Origin of the sequence: Amycolatopsis mongoliensis (assembly GCF_030285665.1) — a bacterium.
Taxonomy (GTDB): domain Bacteria; phylum Actinomycetota; class Actinomycetes; order Mycobacteriales; family Pseudonocardiaceae; genus Amycolatopsis; species Amycolatopsis mongoliensis.
Map to the genome: position 1 here is coordinate 8,264,192 of NZ_CP127295.1, position 19,513 is coordinate 8,283,704.

The 19,513-nt window shown below is 72.4% G+C and carries 17 protein-coding genes; 11 read left to right on the plus strand and 6 right to left on the minus strand.

Translation table 11 applies throughout. From position 1 onward, the window contains the following. A complete protein-coding gene (locus tag QRX60_RS39605) occupies positions 1-1,308 on the plus strand; it encodes a DJ-1/PfpI family protein (RefSeq protein WP_285996580.1) in 1,308 nt (435 codons plus the stop codon). Here the strand turns inward: QRX60_RS39605 and QRX60_RS39610 are convergent. Then, positions 1,290-2,795, minus strand: a complete 1,506-nt coding sequence (locus QRX60_RS39610; RefSeq protein WP_285996581.1) for an alpha-L-arabinofuranosidase B — start codon at positions 2,793-2,795, stop codon at positions 1,290-1,292. The two genes, QRX60_RS39605 and QRX60_RS39610, sit on opposite strands and share 19 nt — an antisense overlap. Positions 2,796-3,118: 323 nt before the next feature. On the opposite strand from QRX60_RS39610, the gene QRX60_RS39615 reads away from it, so the two are divergent. Continuing rightward, positions 3,119-6,772, plus strand: a complete 3,654-nt coding sequence (locus QRX60_RS39615) for a family 78 glycoside hydrolase catalytic domain (RefSeq protein WP_285996582.1) — start codon at positions 3,119-3,121, stop codon at positions 6,770-6,772. A gap of 96 nt (positions 6,773-6,868) precedes the next feature. Here QRX60_RS39615 and QRX60_RS39620 read toward each other — a convergent pair whose 3' ends face one another. Both QRX60_RS39620 and QRX60_RS39625 read right to left on the minus strand, forming a co-directional pair. Continuing rightward, entirely contained in the window at positions 6,869-8,194 is a 1,326-nt protein-coding gene (locus QRX60_RS39620; RefSeq protein WP_285996583.1) for a cytochrome P450, read from the minus strand. A 40-nt stretch (positions 8,195-8,234) separates the two neighbouring features. Continuing rightward, positions 8,235-8,579, minus strand: a complete 345-nt coding sequence (locus tag QRX60_RS39625) for a hypothetical protein (RefSeq protein WP_285996584.1) — start codon at positions 8,577-8,579, stop codon at positions 8,235-8,237. 179 nt (positions 8,580-8,758) lie between these two features. On the opposite strand from QRX60_RS39625, the gene QRX60_RS39630 reads away from it, so the two are divergent. The 9 genes from QRX60_RS39630 to QRX60_RS39670 all read left to right on the plus strand — a co-directional run bounded on the left by QRX60_RS39630 (position 8,759) and on the right by QRX60_RS39670 (position 14,450). Further along, positions 8,759-10,018: a cation:proton antiporter domain-containing protein gene (locus tag QRX60_RS39630; RefSeq protein ID WP_285996585.1), complete on the plus strand. Its 1,260-nt coding sequence runs from the start codon at positions 8,759-8,761 to the stop codon at positions 10,016-10,018. A gap of 40 nt (positions 10,019-10,058) precedes the next feature. Further along, the gene (locus QRX60_RS39635) at positions 10,059-10,517 is read left to right on the plus strand and encodes a Na+/H+ antiporter subunit E (RefSeq protein ID WP_285996586.1); all 459 of its coding nucleotides are present in this window, start codon (positions 10,059-10,061) and stop codon (positions 10,515-10,517) included. Continuing rightward, entirely contained in the window at positions 10,514-10,768 is a 255-nt protein-coding gene (locus tag QRX60_RS39640; RefSeq protein ID WP_285996587.1) for a hypothetical protein, read from the plus strand. The genes QRX60_RS39635 and QRX60_RS39640 overlap by 4 nt, the downstream gene beginning before the upstream one ends. After that, positions 10,765-11,064: a monovalent cation/H(+) antiporter subunit G gene (locus QRX60_RS39645; protein ID WP_285996588.1), complete on the plus strand. Its 300-nt coding sequence runs from the start codon at positions 10,765-10,767 to the stop codon at positions 11,062-11,064. The genes QRX60_RS39640 and QRX60_RS39645 overlap by 4 nt, the downstream gene beginning before the upstream one ends. Further along, positions 11,061-11,297 carry a Na(+)/H(+) antiporter subunit B gene (locus QRX60_RS39650; protein ID WP_285996589.1) on the plus strand — a complete coding sequence of 79 codons (237 nt, stop codon included), beginning with the start codon at positions 11,061-11,063 and terminating at the stop codon, positions 11,295-11,297. The genes QRX60_RS39645 and QRX60_RS39650 overlap by 4 nt, the downstream gene beginning before the upstream one ends. Next, positions 11,294-12,028, plus strand: coding sequence for an MnhB domain-containing protein (locus QRX60_RS39655; RefSeq protein WP_285996590.1), 735 nt, complete (start codon positions 11,294-11,296; stop codon positions 12,026-12,028). Before QRX60_RS39650 ends, QRX60_RS39655 begins: the two co-directional genes overlap by 4 nt. A gap of 5 nt (positions 12,029-12,033) precedes the next feature. Further along, positions 12,034-12,369, plus strand: coding sequence for a sodium:proton antiporter (locus tag QRX60_RS39660; RefSeq protein ID WP_286003798.1), 336 nt, complete (start codon positions 12,034-12,036; stop codon positions 12,367-12,369). Between the two features lie 4 nt (positions 12,370-12,373). Next, on the plus strand, positions 12,374-14,173 hold the full coding sequence (locus QRX60_RS39665) for a complex I subunit 5 family protein (RefSeq protein WP_285996591.1): 1,800 nt from the start codon (positions 12,374-12,376) through the stop codon (positions 14,171-14,173). Between the two features lie 94 nt (positions 14,174-14,267). Continuing rightward, positions 14,268-14,450 (plus strand): CsbD family protein, encoded by a 183-nt coding sequence (locus tag QRX60_RS39670; protein ID WP_285996592.1) that lies wholly within the window; start codon positions 14,268-14,270, stop codon positions 14,448-14,450. Between the two features lie 52 nt (positions 14,451-14,502). Here the strand turns inward: QRX60_RS39670 and nrfD are convergent, their stop codons facing one another. Genes nrfD through fdh form a run of 3 tightly spaced genes read right to left on the minus strand, consistent with a single transcriptional unit; the run spans position 14,503 to position 19,479 of the window. After that, positions 14,503-15,429: an NrfD/PsrC family molybdoenzyme membrane anchor subunit gene (gene nrfD / locus QRX60_RS39675; RefSeq protein ID WP_285996593.1), complete on the minus strand. Its 927-nt coding sequence runs from the start codon at positions 15,427-15,429 to the stop codon at positions 14,503-14,505. Continuing rightward, the gene (locus tag QRX60_RS39680; RefSeq protein ID WP_285996594.1) at positions 15,426-16,262 is read right to left on the minus strand and encodes a 4Fe-4S dicluster domain-containing protein; all 837 of its coding nucleotides are present in this window, start codon (positions 16,260-16,262) and stop codon (positions 15,426-15,428) included. Before QRX60_RS39680 ends, nrfD begins: the two co-directional genes overlap by 4 nt. Further along, positions 16,255-19,479 (minus strand): formate dehydrogenase, encoded by a 3,225-nt coding sequence (fdh, locus tag QRX60_RS39685; RefSeq protein ID WP_285996595.1) that lies wholly within the window; start codon positions 19,477-19,479, stop codon positions 16,255-16,257. Before fdh ends, QRX60_RS39680 begins: the two co-directional genes overlap by 8 nt. Positions 19,480-19,513: the final 34 nt, after the last annotated feature.

The following is a 19,513-nucleotide window of genomic DNA, read 5'->3' on the forward strand; positions in this document are numbered from 1 at the left end:
ATGCGCACCGTCCTGAAGTGGCTCGCGCTGGTCGTCGCCGTGCTCGCCGTCCCGGCCATCGGCGCGACCGTCTCCGCCCTGTCGGCGTTCGGGGCGCTCTACTCCCCCGGCCCGGACCGGCCGGTGCCCGCCGCGGCGCCGCCCGCCCACGACCCGGCCAAGCCGACCGCGGTGATCGTGGTCGGCGACCGGGGGGCCGTCGTCTCCGACACGCTCGCGCCGTACGAGATCCTCGCCGCGACCGGCCGGTTCAACGTCTACGCCGTCGCGTCGAAGCGGGAGCCGAAACCGCTGACCGGCGGCCTCGACCTGATGCCCGACCTGAGTTTCGACGATCTCGCCGCCCTGCTCGGCCCGAAGGCGCCGGACCTGGTCGTCGTGCCCGCGCTGCCGGACGTCGGCGAGGCGAGCACCGAGCCGGTCAAGGCGTGGCTGCGTGCCCAGGCCGCCCACGGCGCGAAGCTGCTGAGCGTCTGCAACGGCGGCGGGGTGCTCGCCTCCGCCGGCCTGCTCGACGGCCGGCCGGCCACCGCGCACTGGCTGAAGCTCGAGGCCTGGGAAGCCGACTACCCGGCCGTGCACTGGGTTCGCGACCAGCGGTTCGTCGACGACGGCGACGTCGTCACCACCGCCGGGATCCTGTCCGGCATCGACGGGACGCTGCACTGGGTGGAGCGGCTGGCCGGCCGCGCGGTGGCGGCCGACGCCGCGAAGGCGATCGGGTGGCAGCGCTACGGCACCACGGTCCCGGTGCACCCGCCGGCGTCGATGCCGGACGCGGCCGCGATCGTCAACGCGGCCTTCCGCTGGAACCCGGACCGGATCGGGGTCCTGCTCTCGAACGGCGTCGGCGAGATCGAGCTCGCGTCGGTGTTCGACACCGAAGGCCAGTCGCTGTCCTCGCGCACGCTCGCCGTGAGCACCGACGGCACCCCGATCCGGTCCCGGCACGGCCTGACCTTCGTGCCCCGGGCGGCGCTCGCCGGCGCGGACCTCGACCGGCTGCTCGTTCCGGGCGCCGCGCGCGGCGTGCCCGCCCCGCCCGGCGTCCCGGCTCCGGAGTACGTCCACGACCGGCCCGGCTTCGCGTACGACAGCGCGGTGAACGCGCTCTCGCGCCACACGGACGTCGCGACCGCGCGCTGGACCGCGAAGGTCCTGGAGCTGCCCACCGATCGCGTCGTCTTCGAAGGCCGGGCCTGGCCGTGGCTGCCCACGGCGCTGCCGGTCGCCCTGGTCCTGCTGGGCGCGGCGGCGGTCACCGTGGTCCTGCGGGTGCGGAAGCGGCGTCAGGGCGCCCAGGGCTGAGCGATCACCCAGCTGACGTCGTCGTTGTACGAACCGGCGGCGTCCCAGGCGTGGGCGCCGCTGGTGTCGGCGATGTAGACGGTGTTGTCGTAGTGCCGCAGGTACTTCCCGGAGTAGTTGTACGAGCGGAACGACGTGCCCTGCCCGTTCTTCCCGGCGACCGGGCAGAACGTCGCGTCCGCGCGGAACGCCGCGCTGCCGTCCATCGGCTGCCGGTGGACCTGGAAGTCGAAGTGGCGCAGGAAGTCCCCGGGGTAGTTCCGCGACTCGAACGACACGCAGGAGGCGTCCGCCAGTCCCTTGCGGACGATCCAGGTGGCGTCGTTTTTGTCCAAAGTGGAGCTGACGGGCGAGATCACCGCGTTGTCGTTCTGGTGACGGAGGTAGTCACCGGTGCAGCACGCGGTGGTCGCGCGCACGGAGATCTCCGAGCCGGGGTTCAGGGTGCCGGTCGACCCGGTCGGGCCGCCGTAGCCGACGGAGACGACGTTCGCCTGGACCGCGTTGTCCGCCGCGTCGGTCGGCAGCCCGGCGGTCATCACGCCTTCGAAGAACGACCCGATCGAGCCGTTGCTGTTGTCCCCACCGGTGCCCAGGACGATCGCGCCCTCCTGGTGCATCGGCGCATAGCCGGCGCGCGTCGGTTCCGGGCCGGAATAGGTCGTCCGCAAGCCGCCGGACTGCGCGTTGCCGTCCTTGAGCGCGAAGAAGTTCTGGCCGTTGTTCTTCAGCAGGGCGGTCACGAACGGCGCCGTGACGCCGGTGTTCGCGGTGTTCTGGCTCCCGCCCGCACTGGACTGGAACAGCCCGTTCTCCAGGTCGGCCTGCACCCAGGGACCCGCGCCGTAGCAGGGCTGGAACCAGCACTCGGTGCCGAAGTTGAGGGCGTCCATGTGACCGTTGCCGGTGTCCTGGTTGTTCGTCTCGGCGTTGCCGTAGTCGAAGCAGCAGGCGCCGTTGACGTGCGTACCCGAGGTGATCATGTACATGCCCTCGGGCTGGCCGTTCTTGGCGACGCCGGTCGTGGTGTTGTCGCGGTAGCCCATCCGGCCGGAGAACGAGGCGCCGTAGACCTGGTGGCCGCCGGCGGTCACCGGCAGGGCGTCCGCCGGGACGCCGGTGTCCTGGTCCCCGGCGCCGCCGGGGCCCTCGATCGTCAGGTCGTTGTGCCGCGGGGACTGGTCGTAGATCACGGTGATCAGGCAGGTCGTCCCGGCGCAGAAGGAGTCCTGGGCCGCGGCGTTCGCGTAGCCGCCGGCCGCCAGCAGGCCGATGTTCGTCTTCGCGCCGTCCGAGGCGCGCTGGACCTGGTACAGCGGCCCGTTGTAGGTGCCGTAGAGGGCTCGCGTGGTGCTGTGCGCGGCGACGCAGGCCGTGCCCGCCGCGCCGTAGATGTCGCACGGCAGCGACGCGGCGGCCGAAGCCGTCGACGCCGTCGTGACGCTCGCGAGCGCCACCACCGCGGCACCGGCGAAAGCGAGCGCCATCCTTGATCGACTGTTAGCGCTAACATTTTTTCTGTCTCGACGTTGAGACATAAAAGCCTCCAGAGCGGGACCCGAAGATGTGAGCGTTACCACGGGCACTATGCAACTCCGCCCGCGGTTCGTCAACGCTCCGATTTGCCGCGAATCGGGCTCGGGTCGATCATAAAACGATTCAGGATTCCCGGCGGTCGTCGAAGCGATTCACCAGGCGTGCGTCCCGGTGGAGTATTGCCAACGTGTGAGTTCGTGATTACAGTCACGTATCACGCTGTATTGAAACGTTTTAAGTACCGCTGCCCCATCCCCGCCGCAAGGGAGCCCGCATGCTGCCCTCGAAACTCTGGCGCGCGACCACCACCACGCTCGCCGCGATCCTGGTCCTGTCCGCCGCCTCGGTTCCCCCGGCCGGGGCGGCCCCACCGGTCGACCTGGCCGGTGCGCACTGGATCTGGTACCCGGAAGGCGACGCCCGGGTCGGCGCGCCGGCCGCGACCCGCTACTTCCGCACGACGTTCACCGCGCCCGCCGGCGCGGTCAGCGACGCCCAGCTCGTCGTGACCGGCGACGACACCGTCGACGTCTGGCTCAACGGGAAGCCCCTGGCTTCCTCGGCCCGCACCACCGACTCGTGGCGGACGGCGCTGCCCGTGGACCTGCGGCCCGCCCTGGCGCCCGGTGCCAACACCCTCGCCGTCGCCGTCCGCAACGCCGGCGGGCCGGCCGGCCTGCTCGGGCGGCTGCGCGTGACGACGGCGTCGGGCACCACCGACCTGGCCACCGGCGCCGGCTGGAAGAGCGCGACGAGCGCGCCGGACGGCTGGGAACAACCCGGCTTCGCCGATGGAACCTGGGCCGCGGCTGCCGATCTCGGCACGTACGGCGCCGCGCCGTGGGGCAGCGGCGTCAGCACCCCGAACGGCTCGGCCAAGACGCCGCTTTCGGTCGCGAGCGCCACGGTCGGGCAGCGGGTGAACCCCCTCGGCGTCGATCCGGCCCAGGCCCGGTTCGGCTGGAAGCTCGCGTCGGCCACCTCGCAGCAGCGGCAGTCGGCCTACCAGCTGCTGGTGTCCACCGGCGGCACCGACGTCTGGGACAGCGGCCGCGTCCCCTCCGCGCAGCAGGCCGACGTCGCCTACGGCGGTCCGGCGCTGACCTCGCTGACCGCCTACACCTGGAAGGTCCGCGTCTGGGACGCCCAGGGCCGGATCAGTGGCTGGAGCCCGGTGCAGCGCTTCGAAACCGCGTTGCGCGACCCGGCGGCCGAATGGACCGGCGCCTTCCTCGGCCGCGCCACGGCGGGCCCGGACCTCGCCGGTGCGAGCTGGCTCTGGTACCCCGAGGGCGATCCGCTCGGCGGCGTGCCGCCGGCCACCCGGTTCTTCCGGAAGTCGCTCGATCTGGCCGCCGCGCCGTCGAAGGCCACCCTGGTCGTGACCGGGGACGACACCGCCACGGTCTGGGTGAACGGCACCAAGGTCAGTGACTCCCCGCGCGTCACCGACTCATGGAAGACGGCCGCCGTCGTCGACGTCGGCGGCCTGCTGACCGCCGGGCCGAACACGATCGCCGTCAGCGCGGAGAACACCACACAGAGCCCGGCCGGGATGATCGCGAAGCTGACCGTCCAAGGTGGACCCACCGTCGGCACCGACGGCACGTGGAAGGCGAGCCAGACCGGCCCGGACGGCTGGCAGCAGCGCGGGTTCGACGACAGCTCCTGGCCGGCGGCGCGGGCACTGACCGCGTACGGCACCGGGCCGTGGGGCGCGAACGTCGCCGTGAGCGCGCCCGCTCCCCTGCTGCGCAAGACCTTCACGGTCTCGAAGCCGGTCGCGAGCGCGCGGCTGCTCACCACCGCGCTCGGCCTGCAGGAGACCCACCTCAACGGCGCCAAGGTCGGCGGCGAGGTCCTGGCCCCGGGCTGGACCGACTACACGAAACGCCTGCAGTACCGCGTTTCCGACGTCACCGGCCAGATCCGCGCCGGCGAGAACGTCCTCGGCGCGATGGTCGGCAACGGCTGGTACTCCGGGAGCATCGGCATCGCCGGCAGCCAGAAGTACGGCACCGAGCCGTGGTACTCGGCGCAGCTGAAGCTGACGTTCACCGACGGCACGACCGCCACGGTCGCCACCGACGGCAGCTGGAAGGCCGGTGACGGCGCGATTCGCGCGGACGACCTCTACCAGGGTGAAACGTACGACGCGCGGCTCGCGACGGGCTGGGACCGCCCCGGCTTCGACGACCGAAGCTGGGCGGCACCCCGCGTCAAGACCGGCGCCAAGCCGAACCTGGTGTCCCAGGTGGACAACGGCGTCACGGTGCAGCAGGAGTTCAAGCCCGTCGCGTGGACCCAGCCGAAGCCGGGGGTCTGGGTGGCCGACCTGGGCCAGAACTTCAGCGGCTGGAACAAGCTGTCGGTGACCGGGCCGGCCGGCACCACGGTCACCATGCGGCACGCCGAGGTGCTCAACCCCGACGGCACGATCTACACGACGAACCTGCGCGCGGCCCAGGCGACCGACCGGTTCACCCTGGCGGGCACCGGCGGCCCGGAGACGTACGAGCCGCGGTTCACCGTGCACGGCTACCGGTACGTCGAGCTGACCGGCCTCCCGTCGGCTCCGACGGCGGCGACGCTGACCGGCCGGGCGATGTGGACGTCCGGCGCGCAGACCGGCACGTTCACGACGTCGAACGCGCTGGTGAACCAGCTGCAGCACAACATCCTGTGGGGTGAGCGCTCGAACATGCTGTCCGTGCCGAGCGACTGCCCGCAGCGCGACGAGCGGCTCGGCTGGACCGGTGACATCGGGATCTTCGCCGGCACCTCGACGTTCAACCTCGACGTGGCGAACTTCCTCGGCAAGTTCAGCGACGACCTGGTCGACGCCCAGCACGCCGACGGCTCGTTCACCGACGTCGCGCCGGGCGTGCTCGACGGCTCGGGCACGGCGGGCTGGGGCGACGCGGGCGTCATCGTGCCCTACACCCTGTGGCAGCGGTACGGCGACACGGACGTGATCACCGAGCACTTCGCCGCCATGGTCAAGTGGGTCGAATACCTGCGCTCGACGTCGGGTGCCGACCTGATCCGCGATCACCAGACCTACGGCGACTGGCTCAACGTCAACGACAACACCGCGCAGGACCTGATCTCGACGGCGTTCTTCGCGTGGTCGTCCCGGCTGGTGTCGCGGATGGCCGCGGCCACCGGGCACACCGCCGAGGCGACGAAGTACGGGACGCTCGCCGACCAGATCGGGACCGCGTTCACGAACCGGTTCACGCAGGCGGACGGCACGGTCGGCGCGAACACGCAGACCGGGTACGTCCTCGCGCTGGCGTTCGGGTTGCTGCCGGCGTCCCGCGTCCAGCCGGCGGCGGACAAGCTGGCCGCGAAGGTCGCTGCTTCGGGCGGGCACCTGAGCGTCGGGTTCCTCGGCGTCGAGAACCTGCTGCCGGTGCTGGCCGCGCACGGCCACGCGGACGTCGCGTACCAGGTGCTGCTGCAGCCGGGCTTCCCCGGCTGGGGCTACATGATCGGCCACGGCGCGACGACGATCTGGGAGCGCTGGGACGGGATCAAGCCGGACGGGTCGTTCAACGACCCCGGGATGAACTCGTTCAACCACTACGGCCTCGGCTCGGTGGGCGACTTCCTGTACCGCTCGGTCGGCGGGCTTTCCCCGGCGTCCCCGGGCTACGCGTCACTGCTGGTGGCACCGCGCCCGGGCGGCGGGTTGACGTCGGCGAAGTCGGCGTACGAGACACCGTACGGCGGGGCGGTCAGCGACTGGTCGATCTCGGCCGGGAAGCTGACGCTGCGGGTGACGGTCCCGGCCGGCGCTTCGGCGACGGTGCAGGTGCCGACGTCCCAGCCGGGCTCGGTCGTCGCGCCGCCGGAAGCGGTGCCGTCGTCGGCGGGCTCGTACTTCGTGCCCGCGGGTTCGTACGTCTTCACCGCCACCGCGTGACCCGCTGAAAGCGCCTCAAGGTGACCTTCGGTGCGTCTGACGCACCGAAGGCCACCTTGGGTGCGTCAGACGCACCCAAGGCCGCATTGGGGCGCTTCAGTCCGGGAGGAGCCGGAACCTGAGGTGGAAGTTGTCCAGGCCGGCCGGGAGCGGGCGCTCCGGAGCCGGCACCGGACCCGTCGCCTGCTCGAAACCGTGCTGCCGCAGCAGGTTCGCGAGCATCGTGCTCGCGCAGAACTGGACCAGGTCACGGCCCGGGCAGACCGCCGGGCCCGCGCTGAACGGGACCAGCGCCGGATTCGCGGCCGCCCGGCCGTCGAGCCAGATGTCCGGGTCGAAGCGGTCGGCATAGGGCAACGCCGCGTCGCGGTGGAAGAACGGCGTGAAGATCAGCACCGTGGTGCCCGCGGGACCCCACGACGTCTCCTCCGTCGTCTCGCGCAGCAGCATCGGCGTCGTCGGCCACAGGCGGACCGATTCCAGCACGCAGGCCCGCAGGTAGCCCAGCTGGTCCGGCTCGGCGGGGTCGAAGCCGTCGAGGCCGGCGCGGACGCGCTCCAGCGCCGCCGGGTGGGTCGCGAGCAGCGCCAGGGTGCGGAACGTCGCCATGCCCGCCGCGTCGAACGCGAACAGCCAGTGCGCCACCTGGTCGGCCGCGGTGCCGTCGTCGCCGGCTTCGGCGATCACTGCTGCCAGGCTGCCGGCTTCGGCGCGACCGAGGTGCTCGGTCAAGCGGGCGCGGAACCGCTCCCGCAGCTTCTCGCGCCGCGGGTGCAGGTACGCCCAGTTCGCGTCGAGCCGCAGCCGCTCCAGCAGGCCGAGGAGCGTGTCGTCGTCGCGGGCCCCCGGACCGAGCACGACCGTCCGGACCAGCCGCCACCACGCGACGTCGAAGGCGGCCCAGCTCAGCTCGCCGTCGTGCGTCACCTCGCTCAGCAGGACGGCGGCTTCGTCCGCGATCGCACGGGCGAACGGGGTCGCGAGCTCGTGCAGCGGACGCCCCGGCTCGAGCACGGTTTCATTGAAACGGCGTCGCGGACGGCGGTCGTGCGCGTCCGAGATCAGCACGCCGTGCGGCTGGAAGTGACCCAGCGCGGCTCGTTTCTCCACTGTGGACGGACTGAACGGCGTCGGCGCGCCGGCGAGCACCGTCCCCACGTCCTCGCTCGCGAGGGCCAGCCCGACCGACCGGCCGGGCACGCGCAGCTTGAGCGGGTGCCCGTCATGCTTCTCCCGCAACCGCGTCAGCAGTTTCACGCCGGCGCGGTCGACGTGCAGCTTGCCGGCCACGGCCAGCACCCGGGGACGGCGCTTGATCACTCCGACGGCCAGCGTGGGCAACGCCACCTCCAGCGCGACCCGGAGGGTGTCGGCCACCGAAGCGGTCGCCGGGCGCGTGAGTTTCCCCTGAGTGGACGTCATGGACGTGCGGCTACCCGAGACCGCCGAGCGGGAAACGCGGTCAGTGCCGCAGCGCGAGGTTCAGCACGTCGCCCGCGTGGTCCAGGCAGTCGACGCAGATCACGGCGTCCCGCTGGGCGGAGGTGACGCGCAGCAGCGGCCGTCGCAGGCCGAGGAACGTCCGGCGCTCGCGGCGGCCGCAGAACTCGCAGACCGCGGCCAGCGGTGACGTCACCGCGGCCAGCACGTCCCCGCCCGGGGTTTCCCGGTCGGCGCCGTCCCGCGCCACCCGCAGCCCGGCGCGCACGCACTCGACGCAGATCGGCCCGGCCTTGCCGGGGACCCGCGGGCCGTGGACCGTTCCGCAGAACCGGCAGGGCCGCCCGACCCCGTTCGCCGCCGTCACGCCGCCTCCTCACCGGTTTCGCCGCGCGCACAGCGGGAACCCGGGGCGCGACGCCACCTCCCGGTCACGCTACCCGCATCCGGCCGGGCTGGGGCATCGGCGGAACCGGCTCACGCTCGGCCGGACCGCGCACGGACCTCCCGCCCGGGCGGCACGGCACGAGCGGGCAGGAGGGAACCTTGTCGTCGTTGACGGTGCTGTTCGGCGTGGCGGGCCTGCTCGCCCTCGCCGCGGCGATCGTGCCGAAACTCGTGGCCGACCGGCCGTTCTCGGTGCCGCTGGTGATGCTGATCGCCGGGATCGTGTTCGGCCTGCTGCCGCTGCCCGCGCCCTACGGCGGCGGCTGGAGCGATCCCGCCGCCCACCTGCAAGGCGTCGAATCCTTCACCCAGCTCGGCATCCTCGTCGCGCTGGCCGGGGCCGGCCTGTCCGTCGACCGCCCGTTCGGCCTGAAACGCTGGGGTTCCACCTGGCGGCTGCTCGCGCTGACCATGCCGCTGTCGATCCTGGCGATCGCCGCGCTCGGGTCCTGGTGGCTCGCGCTGACACCGGGCGTGGCGCTGCTGCTGGCCGCGGCGCTGGCCCCGACCGACCCGGTGCTGGCGGGGGACGTCGGCGTGCCGCACCCGGACGTCGAGCCGGACCTCGCCCGGGACAACGAAATCCGCTTCACGCTGACCACCGAGGCGGGGCTCAACGACGGACTGGCCATGCCGTTCGTCCTGCTCGGCCTGGCGATGGCGGGCCTGCGGCCGCACCTGGACTTCTCCTGGGTGCTCGTGGACCTGCTGCTGCCGGTCGTGACCGGCGCGGTGCTCGGCCTGGTCGCCGGGCGCGGGCTCGGCTGGGCGATCTTCCACACGACGTCGGACCGGCTGCGCCTCGCCGAGTACGGCGACGGCCTGGTCCTGCTGGCCCTGGCCTTCCTGCCGTACGCGCTGGCGGAACTGGCCCACGGCAACGGGTTCGTCGCCGTGTTCGTCGCCGCGGTCGTGATCCGCAAGCAGGAGCGCGAGCACGACTACCACGGCGTCCTGCACGCCTTCGGCCACCAGCTCGAACGGCTCTTCGTGCCGCTCGCCCTGCTCGGACTGGGCCTGGCCATGGGCGACGGGCTGCTGCTCGGCCTCCGCCCGCTGGAGGTGGTGATCGCGGTGGTCGCGGTGCTGGTGGTGCGGCCCGTGGTCGGCTGGGTTTCGCTGCTCGGGTCCTCGGCCGGACGGCCGGGGACGCTGGCGATCGCGTTCTTCGGCGTCCGGGGCATCGGCACGCTCTACTACCTCGCCTACGCGCTCAACCGGCTGCCGGTGGCGCAGCACGACGTGCTGTGGCGGGTCGGCGCGCTCGCCGTCGCCGTGTCGGTGCTGGTCCACGGCATCCTCGCGGAACCGGCCATCCACCGGATCGAGCGGATGGGCGGCCACCTGCCGGCCCGCTGAGCCCGGTTGGCGAGCCCGGCCGCGGGGTACCCCGCCCGGCGTGCGGGTGACATCCGAGGTGCTGCCCTGGTGGTTCGGCCTGACCGGCCTGTGGGTCCTGACGCTGTCGACGCCGTCGCTGCCGGAGATCGTGGCCGCGGCCGTCGCGGCGCTGCCGTGCGCGTTCGCCGCCCGCGCCGCGCGCCGGGCCGTCGGCGGTGCCTGGCGGCCGAAGGCGCGCTGGCTCCGATGGCTGCTCGCGGTCCCCGGGGCGGCGGTCCGCGAATCCGGCCGCGCCCTGGTCGAGGCGGTGCGACACCCGGATGCGGGCCGGTTCGACACCACCCGGCTGCCCGACGAACCCGGCGCGGTGCACGAGGCCAGGGCGGCCTGCGCGGCCGTCGTCGTCGGCAGCACGCCTGGGACGATGGTCGTCGCCTCTCCCCCGGACCACCGCGACCTGGTCGTCCACCGGCTGCTCGAGGGTGAGTCGCGCCTGCTCGGCGAGGTGCGCCGGTGACCGGCTGGCTGGTCGCCGCCGTCCTGCTCATGGCGGGCGGCCTCGGCCCCGCGCTGTGGCTCGCCGCGCGCGGTGACGCCGTCGGGCGCCTCGCCGGGCTGCAGCTCGCCGGCCCGGTCACCGTGCTCACGCTGCTCCTGCTCGTGCAGGCCTACGGCCCGTCCAGCGCGGTGATCCTCCCCCTGACGCTGACCGTGCTGGCCTTCGCCGGCACGCTGCTGTTCATCCGGCTGCTGGGGACGACGGAATGACGGTCGTCGCGCAGGTCCTCGTCTTCGCCGGTGTCGCCGTCGTCGTGGTCTCGGCGCTGGCGATGCTGCGGGCGCGGACCCTGCTCACCCGGCTGCACCTGCTCGCCCCGGTCACCACGCTGGGCGCGCCGCTCGTCGGGATCGGGCTGGCCGTGGCGAACGGCTGGTCCCTCGGGTCGGGAGCCATCCTGCTCACCGTCGTGCTGCTCGCGGTGACCGGCCCGGTGCTGCAGTCGGCCGCCGGGCGCGTCGAGGCGCAGCGGCGGGGCGCGATCGACGAGGACCTGCCGTCGTGACGACGATCGTGCTGCTCGTCGCCCTCGCGTTCGTCGCCGTCGCGGGGTTCGCGGTGGTGGCCACCCCGGACCCGCGCCGCCAGGCGATCACGCTTTCGCTGTTCAGCCTGTGCCTGGCCCTGCTGTTCGTCGCGCTCCAGGCGCCGGACGTCGCCCTCTCGGAACTGGCCGTCGGCTCGGCCGTGGTGCCGCTGCTCGTGCTGCTCACGATCCGGAAGGTGGGCGGGCGATGACGCTGCGGGCCCGGACGTGGCTGTGCGCGGCCGGCGCGCTCGGCGTGGCCGTGCTGCTCGTGACGGCCTTCCTCCGGATGCCCGAGTTCGGCGGCACCCTGCACCTCTACCGCGACCTCGCCCTGCCCGCCGCGATCGCGCGCGCGACGCCGAACCTCGTGTCGTCGGTCAACTTCGACCTGCGGGCGCTGGACACCCTGGGCGAGGAGACCATCGTCGCGGCGGCCGTCGTGGGCACCCTGTCGCTGCTGCAACCGTCCCCGGCGGAACGGGAGCGGATCGAGCCCCAGCGCGGCTACGTCATGCCGGTGGTCAAGCTCGCCGGCTACCTCATGCTGCCGGTGACGCTGCTGCTCGGCATCGACGTCGTCGTGCACGGCCACCTCACCCCGGGCGGCGGCTTCCAGGGCGGGGTCGTGCTGGCCACCGGCTGGCACCTGCTCTACATCTCCGGCAGCTACCCGGCGCTCAAGCGGCTGCGCCCGATCGACTGGTGCGAGTACGCCGAGGCGGCGGCGACCGGGCTGTACGTCGTCGCCGGGCTCGCCGGCCTGGTCATCGGGGGCGCGTTCCTGGCCAACGTGCTGCCGAAGGGCGAGTTCGGCTCGCTGCTGTCGGCCGGCACCGTGCCGGTGCTGAGCGTCCTGATCGGGATCGAGGTCGCCGCCGGGCTGGTGGTCCTGCTGGCCCGGTTCCTCGGCCAGGGCCTGATCCGGGAGGAGGACCCGTGATCGGCATGGCCTGCTACGGCGTGGCCGGGTGGCTGCTGCTGATCGGCGCGATCGGGATCGTGCGCAGCCGCCACCTCGTGCACACCGTCGTCTCGCTCTCGGTGGCGCAGGCCGGGACGTACGTGCTGCTGCTCGGCATCGGCTACCAGGACCGGGCCGGCGCGCCGATCGTCGTCCAGGACCAGCGCCGGCCCGTGGTCGACCCGATGGTGCAGGCGATGACGCTGACCGACATCGTCGTGTCGGCGACGATCACCGCACTGCTGCTCGGCCTGACCATCCAGATCTCGAAGCGTCACGGGACCGTGGATCCCGACGAGCTGCGCGCGCTGCGCGGCTGAGGCGATGTCCGCGCTCCCGGCCCTCGTCGTCGCCCTGCCGCTGGCGGCCGCGTGCGTGCTGCTCGGCCTGGGGCCGAAGCTGCCACGCGTGGTGGCCGACGTCATCGCGACCGCCGCGGCGCTGACCGTCACCGTGCTGACCGCGGTGCTGCTCGTGGGCGTCCAGCACGGCCGGGTGGTCAGCTGGCTCGGCAGGCACGAACCCGAAGGCACGCGGTCGCTCGGCATCGTCATGGCCGCCGACGGCCTCAACACCACGCTCGCGCTGCTGGCGTCGTTCCTGACGACGTGCGCGCTGGTCTACAGCTGGCACTACTTCGAGGCGGTCGAAGCCCGCTACCACGCGATGATGCTGCTGTTCCTCACCGGCATGCTCGGTTTCCTGCTCACCGGGGACCTGTTCACCCTGTTCGTGTTCTTCGAGCTGATGAGCGGGGTCGCCTACGCGCTCACCGGGTACCGCGTCGAGGAGGCCGACTCCGTCCAGGGCGCGCTGAACTTCGGCGTCGTGAACTCCCTCGGCGCGTACTTCACGCTGATGGGCATCGGCCTGCTCTACGCGCGCGGCGGGCAGCTCGGGCTGGCCCAGCTGGGCGTCGCCCTCGACGGCAAGCCCGCGGACGCGCTGGTGCTCGCCGCGTTCGTGCTCGTCTGCACCGGCCTGCTGGTCAAGGCGGCCGCGGTGCCGTTCCACTTCTGGCTCGCCGACGCGCACGCGGTCGCGCCGACGCCGGTCTGCGTGCTCTTCTCCGGCGTCATGGTCGAGCTGGGTGTCTACGGCGTCCTGCGGGTGCGGCGCACGGTGTTCGGCGGTGTGCTCGACGACGGCGCGCTCGCCCGGGTGCTGCTGGTGCTCGGGATCGGCAGCGCGGTGCTCGGCGCCGTCCTGTGCTTCACCCAGCGCCACCTGAAACGGTTGCTGGCCTATTCGACCATCGCGCACACCGGGTTGTTCCTGTGCGGTCTGGCCGCCGCCGACGGCGGGGCGAGCACGGGGTTCGTGCTGGCGGTGGCCGGGCACGCCGGCGCCAAGGCGGCGCTGTTCCTGCTCGCCGGGATCCTCAAGGACCGCTACGGCAGCGTCGACGAGGACGAGCTGTTCGGCAAGTGCGGCCATTCGCGCCTCGAAGGCGGGCTGTTCCTGCTGGCGGCGCTGGTGCTGGCCGGGCTGCCGCCGTTCGGCGTCGCGTTCGGCAAGGGCGTCGCGGAACACGCGCTCGAGCACACCGGGTACGGCTGGCTGGTGGCGGTGTTCGTGGCCGTCAGCGCGGTGACGGCGGCCGCGGTGCTGCGCGCCGGCCTGGGTGTCTACTTCGGACTGGGCCGGCCGCCGCGCCGGGACGACGGCGACCGGACCGCCGGGACGGACGAGGAACCCGAGACGGGCAGCCGCATCGAGCGCACCCCGGCGACGATGACCGGCGCGATCGTCGCGGTGCTGGCCGCCGCGCTCGCCGTCGGCACCGTCCCTTGGCTGCGCGAAGCCGCCGTCAACGCCGGGCGGCAGGAAGCCGACCGCGGCGGTTACCTGCACGACGTCCTGCCCGCGGCCGGTTCTTCCGGATACCTGCCGCCGGTCACGGCGGAGTGGACGTCGTCCGGGCTGCTGTTCGGCGGGATCACGGTGCTGCTGGCGCTCGGCATCGCCGCGGGGGCCCTCTGGCCCCACCGGCTGCCGTCCTGGCCGCGGCCGGTCCGGGCGGCGCTGAAAGTGCTGCACCACGGCCATTCGGGCCACGTCGGGGACTACGTCGCGTGGCTCCTGGCCGGCGTGACGGTCCTCACGGCGCTCGTCTGGTTGTGATGTGTACGCGCCCGGCGAGTGGGTAATCGGGAGACAAGGCCCTTTTGGCGACTGGCCGATCCGGAAATGTCGCCGCAACGGAAGGTGCACCCCCATGAACGACAAGTTCGAGAACAAGGGCGAAGAGCTCAAGGGCCGCGCGAAGGAAGCCGTCGGCGACGCCACGGGCAACGAGCAGTGGCAGGCCGAGGGCAAGTCCGAGCAGGCCAAGGGCTCGCTCAAGCAGGCCGGCGAGAAGATCAAGGATGCCGTGAAGGGCGTCAAGGACAAGAACTGACCCGTCCTGCCGCTGCCGCACCCCGGAGTCCGGGGTGCGGCAGTTCGTCGTCTCAGCGTCCTTCCGACCGCCGCGCGATCCGCTCCCGCTGCGGGATCACGACGTACTTCGGGTCCTTTGCGGACTCCACCCCCGCGGCGTAGACGCCGAACCGCGTGCACAGTCCCGAAGCCAGGTACGCCGCTCCGGCCAGTACCCCCGCCGCCCGGTTCCGCTGCGCCATCAGGGAAAGCCCCGCGCCGGCCACGGTCAGCGCCTTGGCCGCCTTCAGCAGCTTGCCCGCGCGGCCGGTCCGGTACGGCTCCGACGCCAGGCCCAGCCCGGTCTCCAGGTGGTGCTCGGCCACCAGTTCGGCGACCGCCCCGGCCAGCCCCGCCCGCACGGCCGGGCCGACCTCGCCCGCGGGAGCCGCCAGCAGAGCCGCGCCCGCACCGCTGGTCAGCGCGCTGCCGGCGAACAGCACCGGGAGCGTGCCGTGGGCTTCGTGCCACGACGGTGTCGCCGTGTCCGCCAGCAGCACCGCGGTGTAGGTGCACATCGGCGGGCCGAGCAGGCCCGCGCCCGCCCCGGCCAGGCGGCCGATCCGCGGCAGCAGGCCGGTCACCTCGGACGCCGCCGACACCGCGGCCAGCGCCGAGAACGGCGAGAGGATCCACGACCCGACCGAAAGCGGCGACGTCGGCTTCAGCACCCGCAGCATGTGCAGGAACCGCAACGGCTTCCCCAGGTCGTGGACCAGCGCGGCGACGCTGGCGATCGATCCGCCGGACGCCACCAGCCGGCCCACGCGGGCCAGGCCTGCCCGGCCGGTGACGTCGGCGAGCGCCGCCGTCATCGCCGACACGCCCGCCGCGCCGCCGAGGAACAGGTACAGCGGCACGTCCGGCTGCTTCCAGGCCGGTTCCTTGAGGATCGGCCGGCCGTAGTAGGAGCGGAACTCGGCGGGCTCGACCATCGCCCGTTCGCGGCGCGGGCTCATCGCCGCCGCCCCAGGAAGGACGCCACGACCACGGCGGCCGCGCCGACGGCCGCCACCGTGGCCCGCCGCCACATCGCGGGCAGGTCCCGGGTCGTGACCACCGGATCCGGTGGGAGCCCGTAGACCTCCGGTTCGTCCAGCAGCAGGAAGAACGCGCCGTCGCCGCCGACGCCGTCCTCGGGGTCGTGGCCGTAGAGCCGGGCCTCCGGGACCCCGGAGTCGTGCAGCGTCCGCACCCGCTCGTCGGCTCGCTCCCGGAGTTCGTCCAGCTCGCCGAACTGGATGGAATCGGTCGGGCACGCCTTGGCACAGGCCGGTTCCATGCCCGCGCCGAGCCGGTCGTAGCACAGCGTGCACTTGAAGGCCCGGCCGTCCGACTCGCGCTTTTCGATGACGCCGTAGGGGCACGCCGGCACGCAGTAGCCGCAGCCGTTGCAGATGTCCTGCTGCACGACGACGGTGCCGAACTCGGTGCGGAACAGCGAGCCGGTCGGGCAGACGTCGAGGCACGCGGCGTGCGTGCAGTGCTTGCAGACGTCGCTCGACATCAGCCAGCGCACGCCGGGGTCGTCCTGCCCCGGCGCGCCGACGTCCGGCATCCCGAGGTCCACAGTGGACTCGGCGGGCTTCGGCTGCTCGACGAAGGCGACGTGCCGCCAGGTGTTCGAGCCCAGGGCGCCGGTGTTGTCGTAGGACATGCCCAGGAGGTCGAGCCCGCCCGCCTCGGGCACGCCGTTCCACTCCTTGCACGCGACTTCGCAGGCCTTGCAGCCGATGCACACCGACGTGTCGGTGAAGAACCCCATCCGGGGCTGGGTGCCGTACTCAGCCATCGGCTCGCCTCCGGTACTCCTCGACCATGGCCGGTAGAGCGGCGCCGCGCGGGCGCCGTCCGGCCCGGATGTCACAGGTGGCCGCCTTCGACTCCTGGATGTGCACGTTCGGGTCCATCACGACCGACAGGAGGTCGTTGGCCGAGTCGCCGCGGGAGAGGCCGTTCGGGCCCCAGTGGTAGGGCAGGCCGACCTGGTGGATCGTCCGGCCGCGGACCTTCAGCGGCTTCACGCGGTCGGTCACGAGGACGCGCGCCTCGATCGCCGTCCGCGCGGAGATGATCGTCGCCCAGCCGCCGTGCTCGAGTCCGCGTTCGGCCGCCAGGGCCGGCGACACCTCGCAGAAGAACTCCGGCTGCAGCTCCGCCAGGTAGGGCAGCGTCCGGCTCATCCCGCCCGCGGTGTGGTGCTCGGTGAGCCGGTAGGTCGTGAAGACGTACGGGTACACCGGGCTGCGCGCCGGGTTGTACGGGTTGGCCGGGCTGACGAGGGTCTGGCGGGTCGGCGACTCCTGCTGGCCGTAGAGCGCGTTCTCCACCGGGCTTTCGAACGGCTCGTAGTGCGCGGGCAGCGGGCCGTCGGCCAGGCCGGCCGGGACGTACAGCCACGCTTTGCCGTCGGTCTGCATGATGAACGGGTCGCGGCCGCCGAGCGCATCCTGTGCCTTGGCGCCCTCGGGCGGCACGTGGTCCGGCGCCTTCGTGGGCTCGAAGTCCGGGACGTCCGGCCCGACCCACTTGCCCTGGTCCGCGTCCCAGCTGAGCAGCTTCTTCCGCTCGCTCCACGGATTTCCGTCGGGATCCGCAGACGCGCGGTTGTAGAGGATCCGCCGGTTCGCCGGCCACGCCCAGGCCCAGCCGTTCGCGATCCAGTCCTGCTCGGCGCCCGGCTGCCGGTTCGCCGCCTGGTTCTTGCCGCCGGCGCGGACACCGCAGTAGATCCAGCAGCCGCAGGCGGTCGAGCCGTCGTCCTTGAGCTGCGTGTACGCCGAGAGCGGGCCGTCCTGGCCGTGGCCGTTGATCTCGGCGAGCACGGACTCCGCGCTCGGGTCGTCGGTCGGACCTTCGACCGGGTAGCTCCAGGTCAGGTCACGGATCGGTGCGTCGCGCGGGTCATCGCCGATCCGCTCCCGGATGAGCCGGCCCAGGTGGTAGTAGAACCACAGGTCGCTGCGGGCGTCGCCGGGCGGTTCGACGGCCTTGTGGTGCCACTGCAGCAGGCGCTGGGTGTTGGTGAAGCTGCCGTCCTTCTCGGTGTGCGCGGCGGCGGGCAGGAAGAAGACCTCGGTGCCGACCTCCTCCGGCTTCAGCTCGCCGGTCTCGATCTCCGGGCCGTCCTTCCAGAAGGTCGCGCTCTCGATCATCTGCAGGTCGCGCACGACGAGCCAGTCGAGGTTGGCCAGGCCGAGCCGCTGGAACTTGCCGTTGGCCGAGCCGACCGCCGGGTTCTCCCCGACCAGGAAGTACCCCTTGCACTCGCCCTCGATCTGCTTCTGCACGGTCGCGTACGTGCCGTGGTCACCGGTCAGCCGGGGCAGGTAGCCGAACCGGAAGTCGTTGTGCGGCTGCGCGGACTCGCCCCAGTACGACTTGAGCAGGCTGACGGTGTAGGAGCGCATGTTGCCCCAGAACCCGGTCTTCCCCGCGTCGGCTTCGACGAACTCGTCGAGGCTCTGGTGCTGGTGGGCGTGCGGCATCGGGATGTAGCCGGGCAGCAGGTTGAACAACGTCGGGATGTCGGTGGAGCCCTGGATGCTGGCGTGCCCCCGCAGCGCGAGGATGCCGCCGCCGGGACGGCCGATGTTGCCGAGCAGGGTCTGCAGGATCGACGCCGTGCGGATGTACTGCGAGCCGACCGTGTGGTGCGTCCAGCCGACCGAGTACACCCACGCCGTCGTCCGGTCGCGGCCGGAGTTGGCGGTGACCGCCTCGGCGATCTCGAGGAACTGCTCGGCCGGCAGGCCGCAGACGTCCGCGACCATTTCGGGCGTGTAGCGGGCGAAGTGGCGCTTGAGCACCTGGAAGACGCACCGCGGGTGCTGCAGGGTCTCATCCCGCTTCGGCTTGCCCCCGATCGCGGCGCCGCCGCTGCCGTAGGTGTCGGCGCGGGCCGACTGCTGGTGCGCCTCGCCGCCGTGCTGCTCGGACCCCGGCTCGCCCGGCTGCTCCGGATCGGTGGACCCGGTCGCGGGCAGCGTCGGCGCGCCTTCGTACTCCCACGACGCCATGTCGTACTTGCGCTGCTCCGGATCGTAGCCGGAGAACAGCCCGTCGAGGTCCTCGGTGTCGGCGAAGTCCTCACGCAGGATGGCGGCCGCGTTCGTGTAGGCGAGCACGTACTCGCGGAAGTCCTTTTCTCCGGAAAGGACGTAGTTGATCAGGCCGCCGAGGAACGCGATGTCCGTCCCGGCGCGCAACGCCGCGTGGACGTGCGAGACCGCGCTGGTGCGGGTGAACCGCGGGTCGACGTGGATGATCTTCGCGCCGCGAGCCTTCGCCTCCATCACCCACTGGAACCCGACCGGGTGACACTCGGCCATGTTCGAGCCCTGGATGACGATGCAGTCGGCGTTGGCGAGGTCTTGCTGGAACGTCGTGGCGCCTCCACGACCGAAGGAGGTCCCCAGACCGGGAACCGTGGCGGAGTGTCAAATACGCGCCTGGTTTTCGATCTGGATCGCGCCGAGCGCGGTGTACAGCTTCTTCATCAGGTAGTTCTCTTCGTTGTCCAGCGTCGCGCCGCCCAGGCTGGCGAAGCCGAGCGTGCGGTTGAGCTTGCGACCCTGGTCGTCGACGTCCTGCCACGTCTCGACGCGGGTCTTCAGGACCCGGTCGGCGATCATCTCCATCGCCGTGTCGAGGGGCAGGCGCTCCCAGTCGGTGCCGTGCGGACGCCGGTAGAGGACCTCGGTGACGCGGCTCGGGCTGGTCACGAGCTGCTTGCTGGCCGAGCCCTTCGGGCACAGCCGGCCGCGGGAGATCGGCGAGTCGGGGTCGCCCTCGATCTGCGTGACGCGGCCGTCCTTGACGTAGACGTTCTGGCCGCAGCCGACGGCGCAGAACGGGCAGATGGATTTGACCACCTGGTCGGCGTCGTCGGTGCGGGCGTGCCATTTCTCCGAACCATCCGATTTGGCCGCCGCTGCGCGCGCTGTCCGGTCGGGACCGGTCAGCTGCCGGTACACCGGCCAGCTTTCGATCCACCGACGCACACCCATGCTTGGCACGGTAGTAGCGATACCCGTGTTTCGC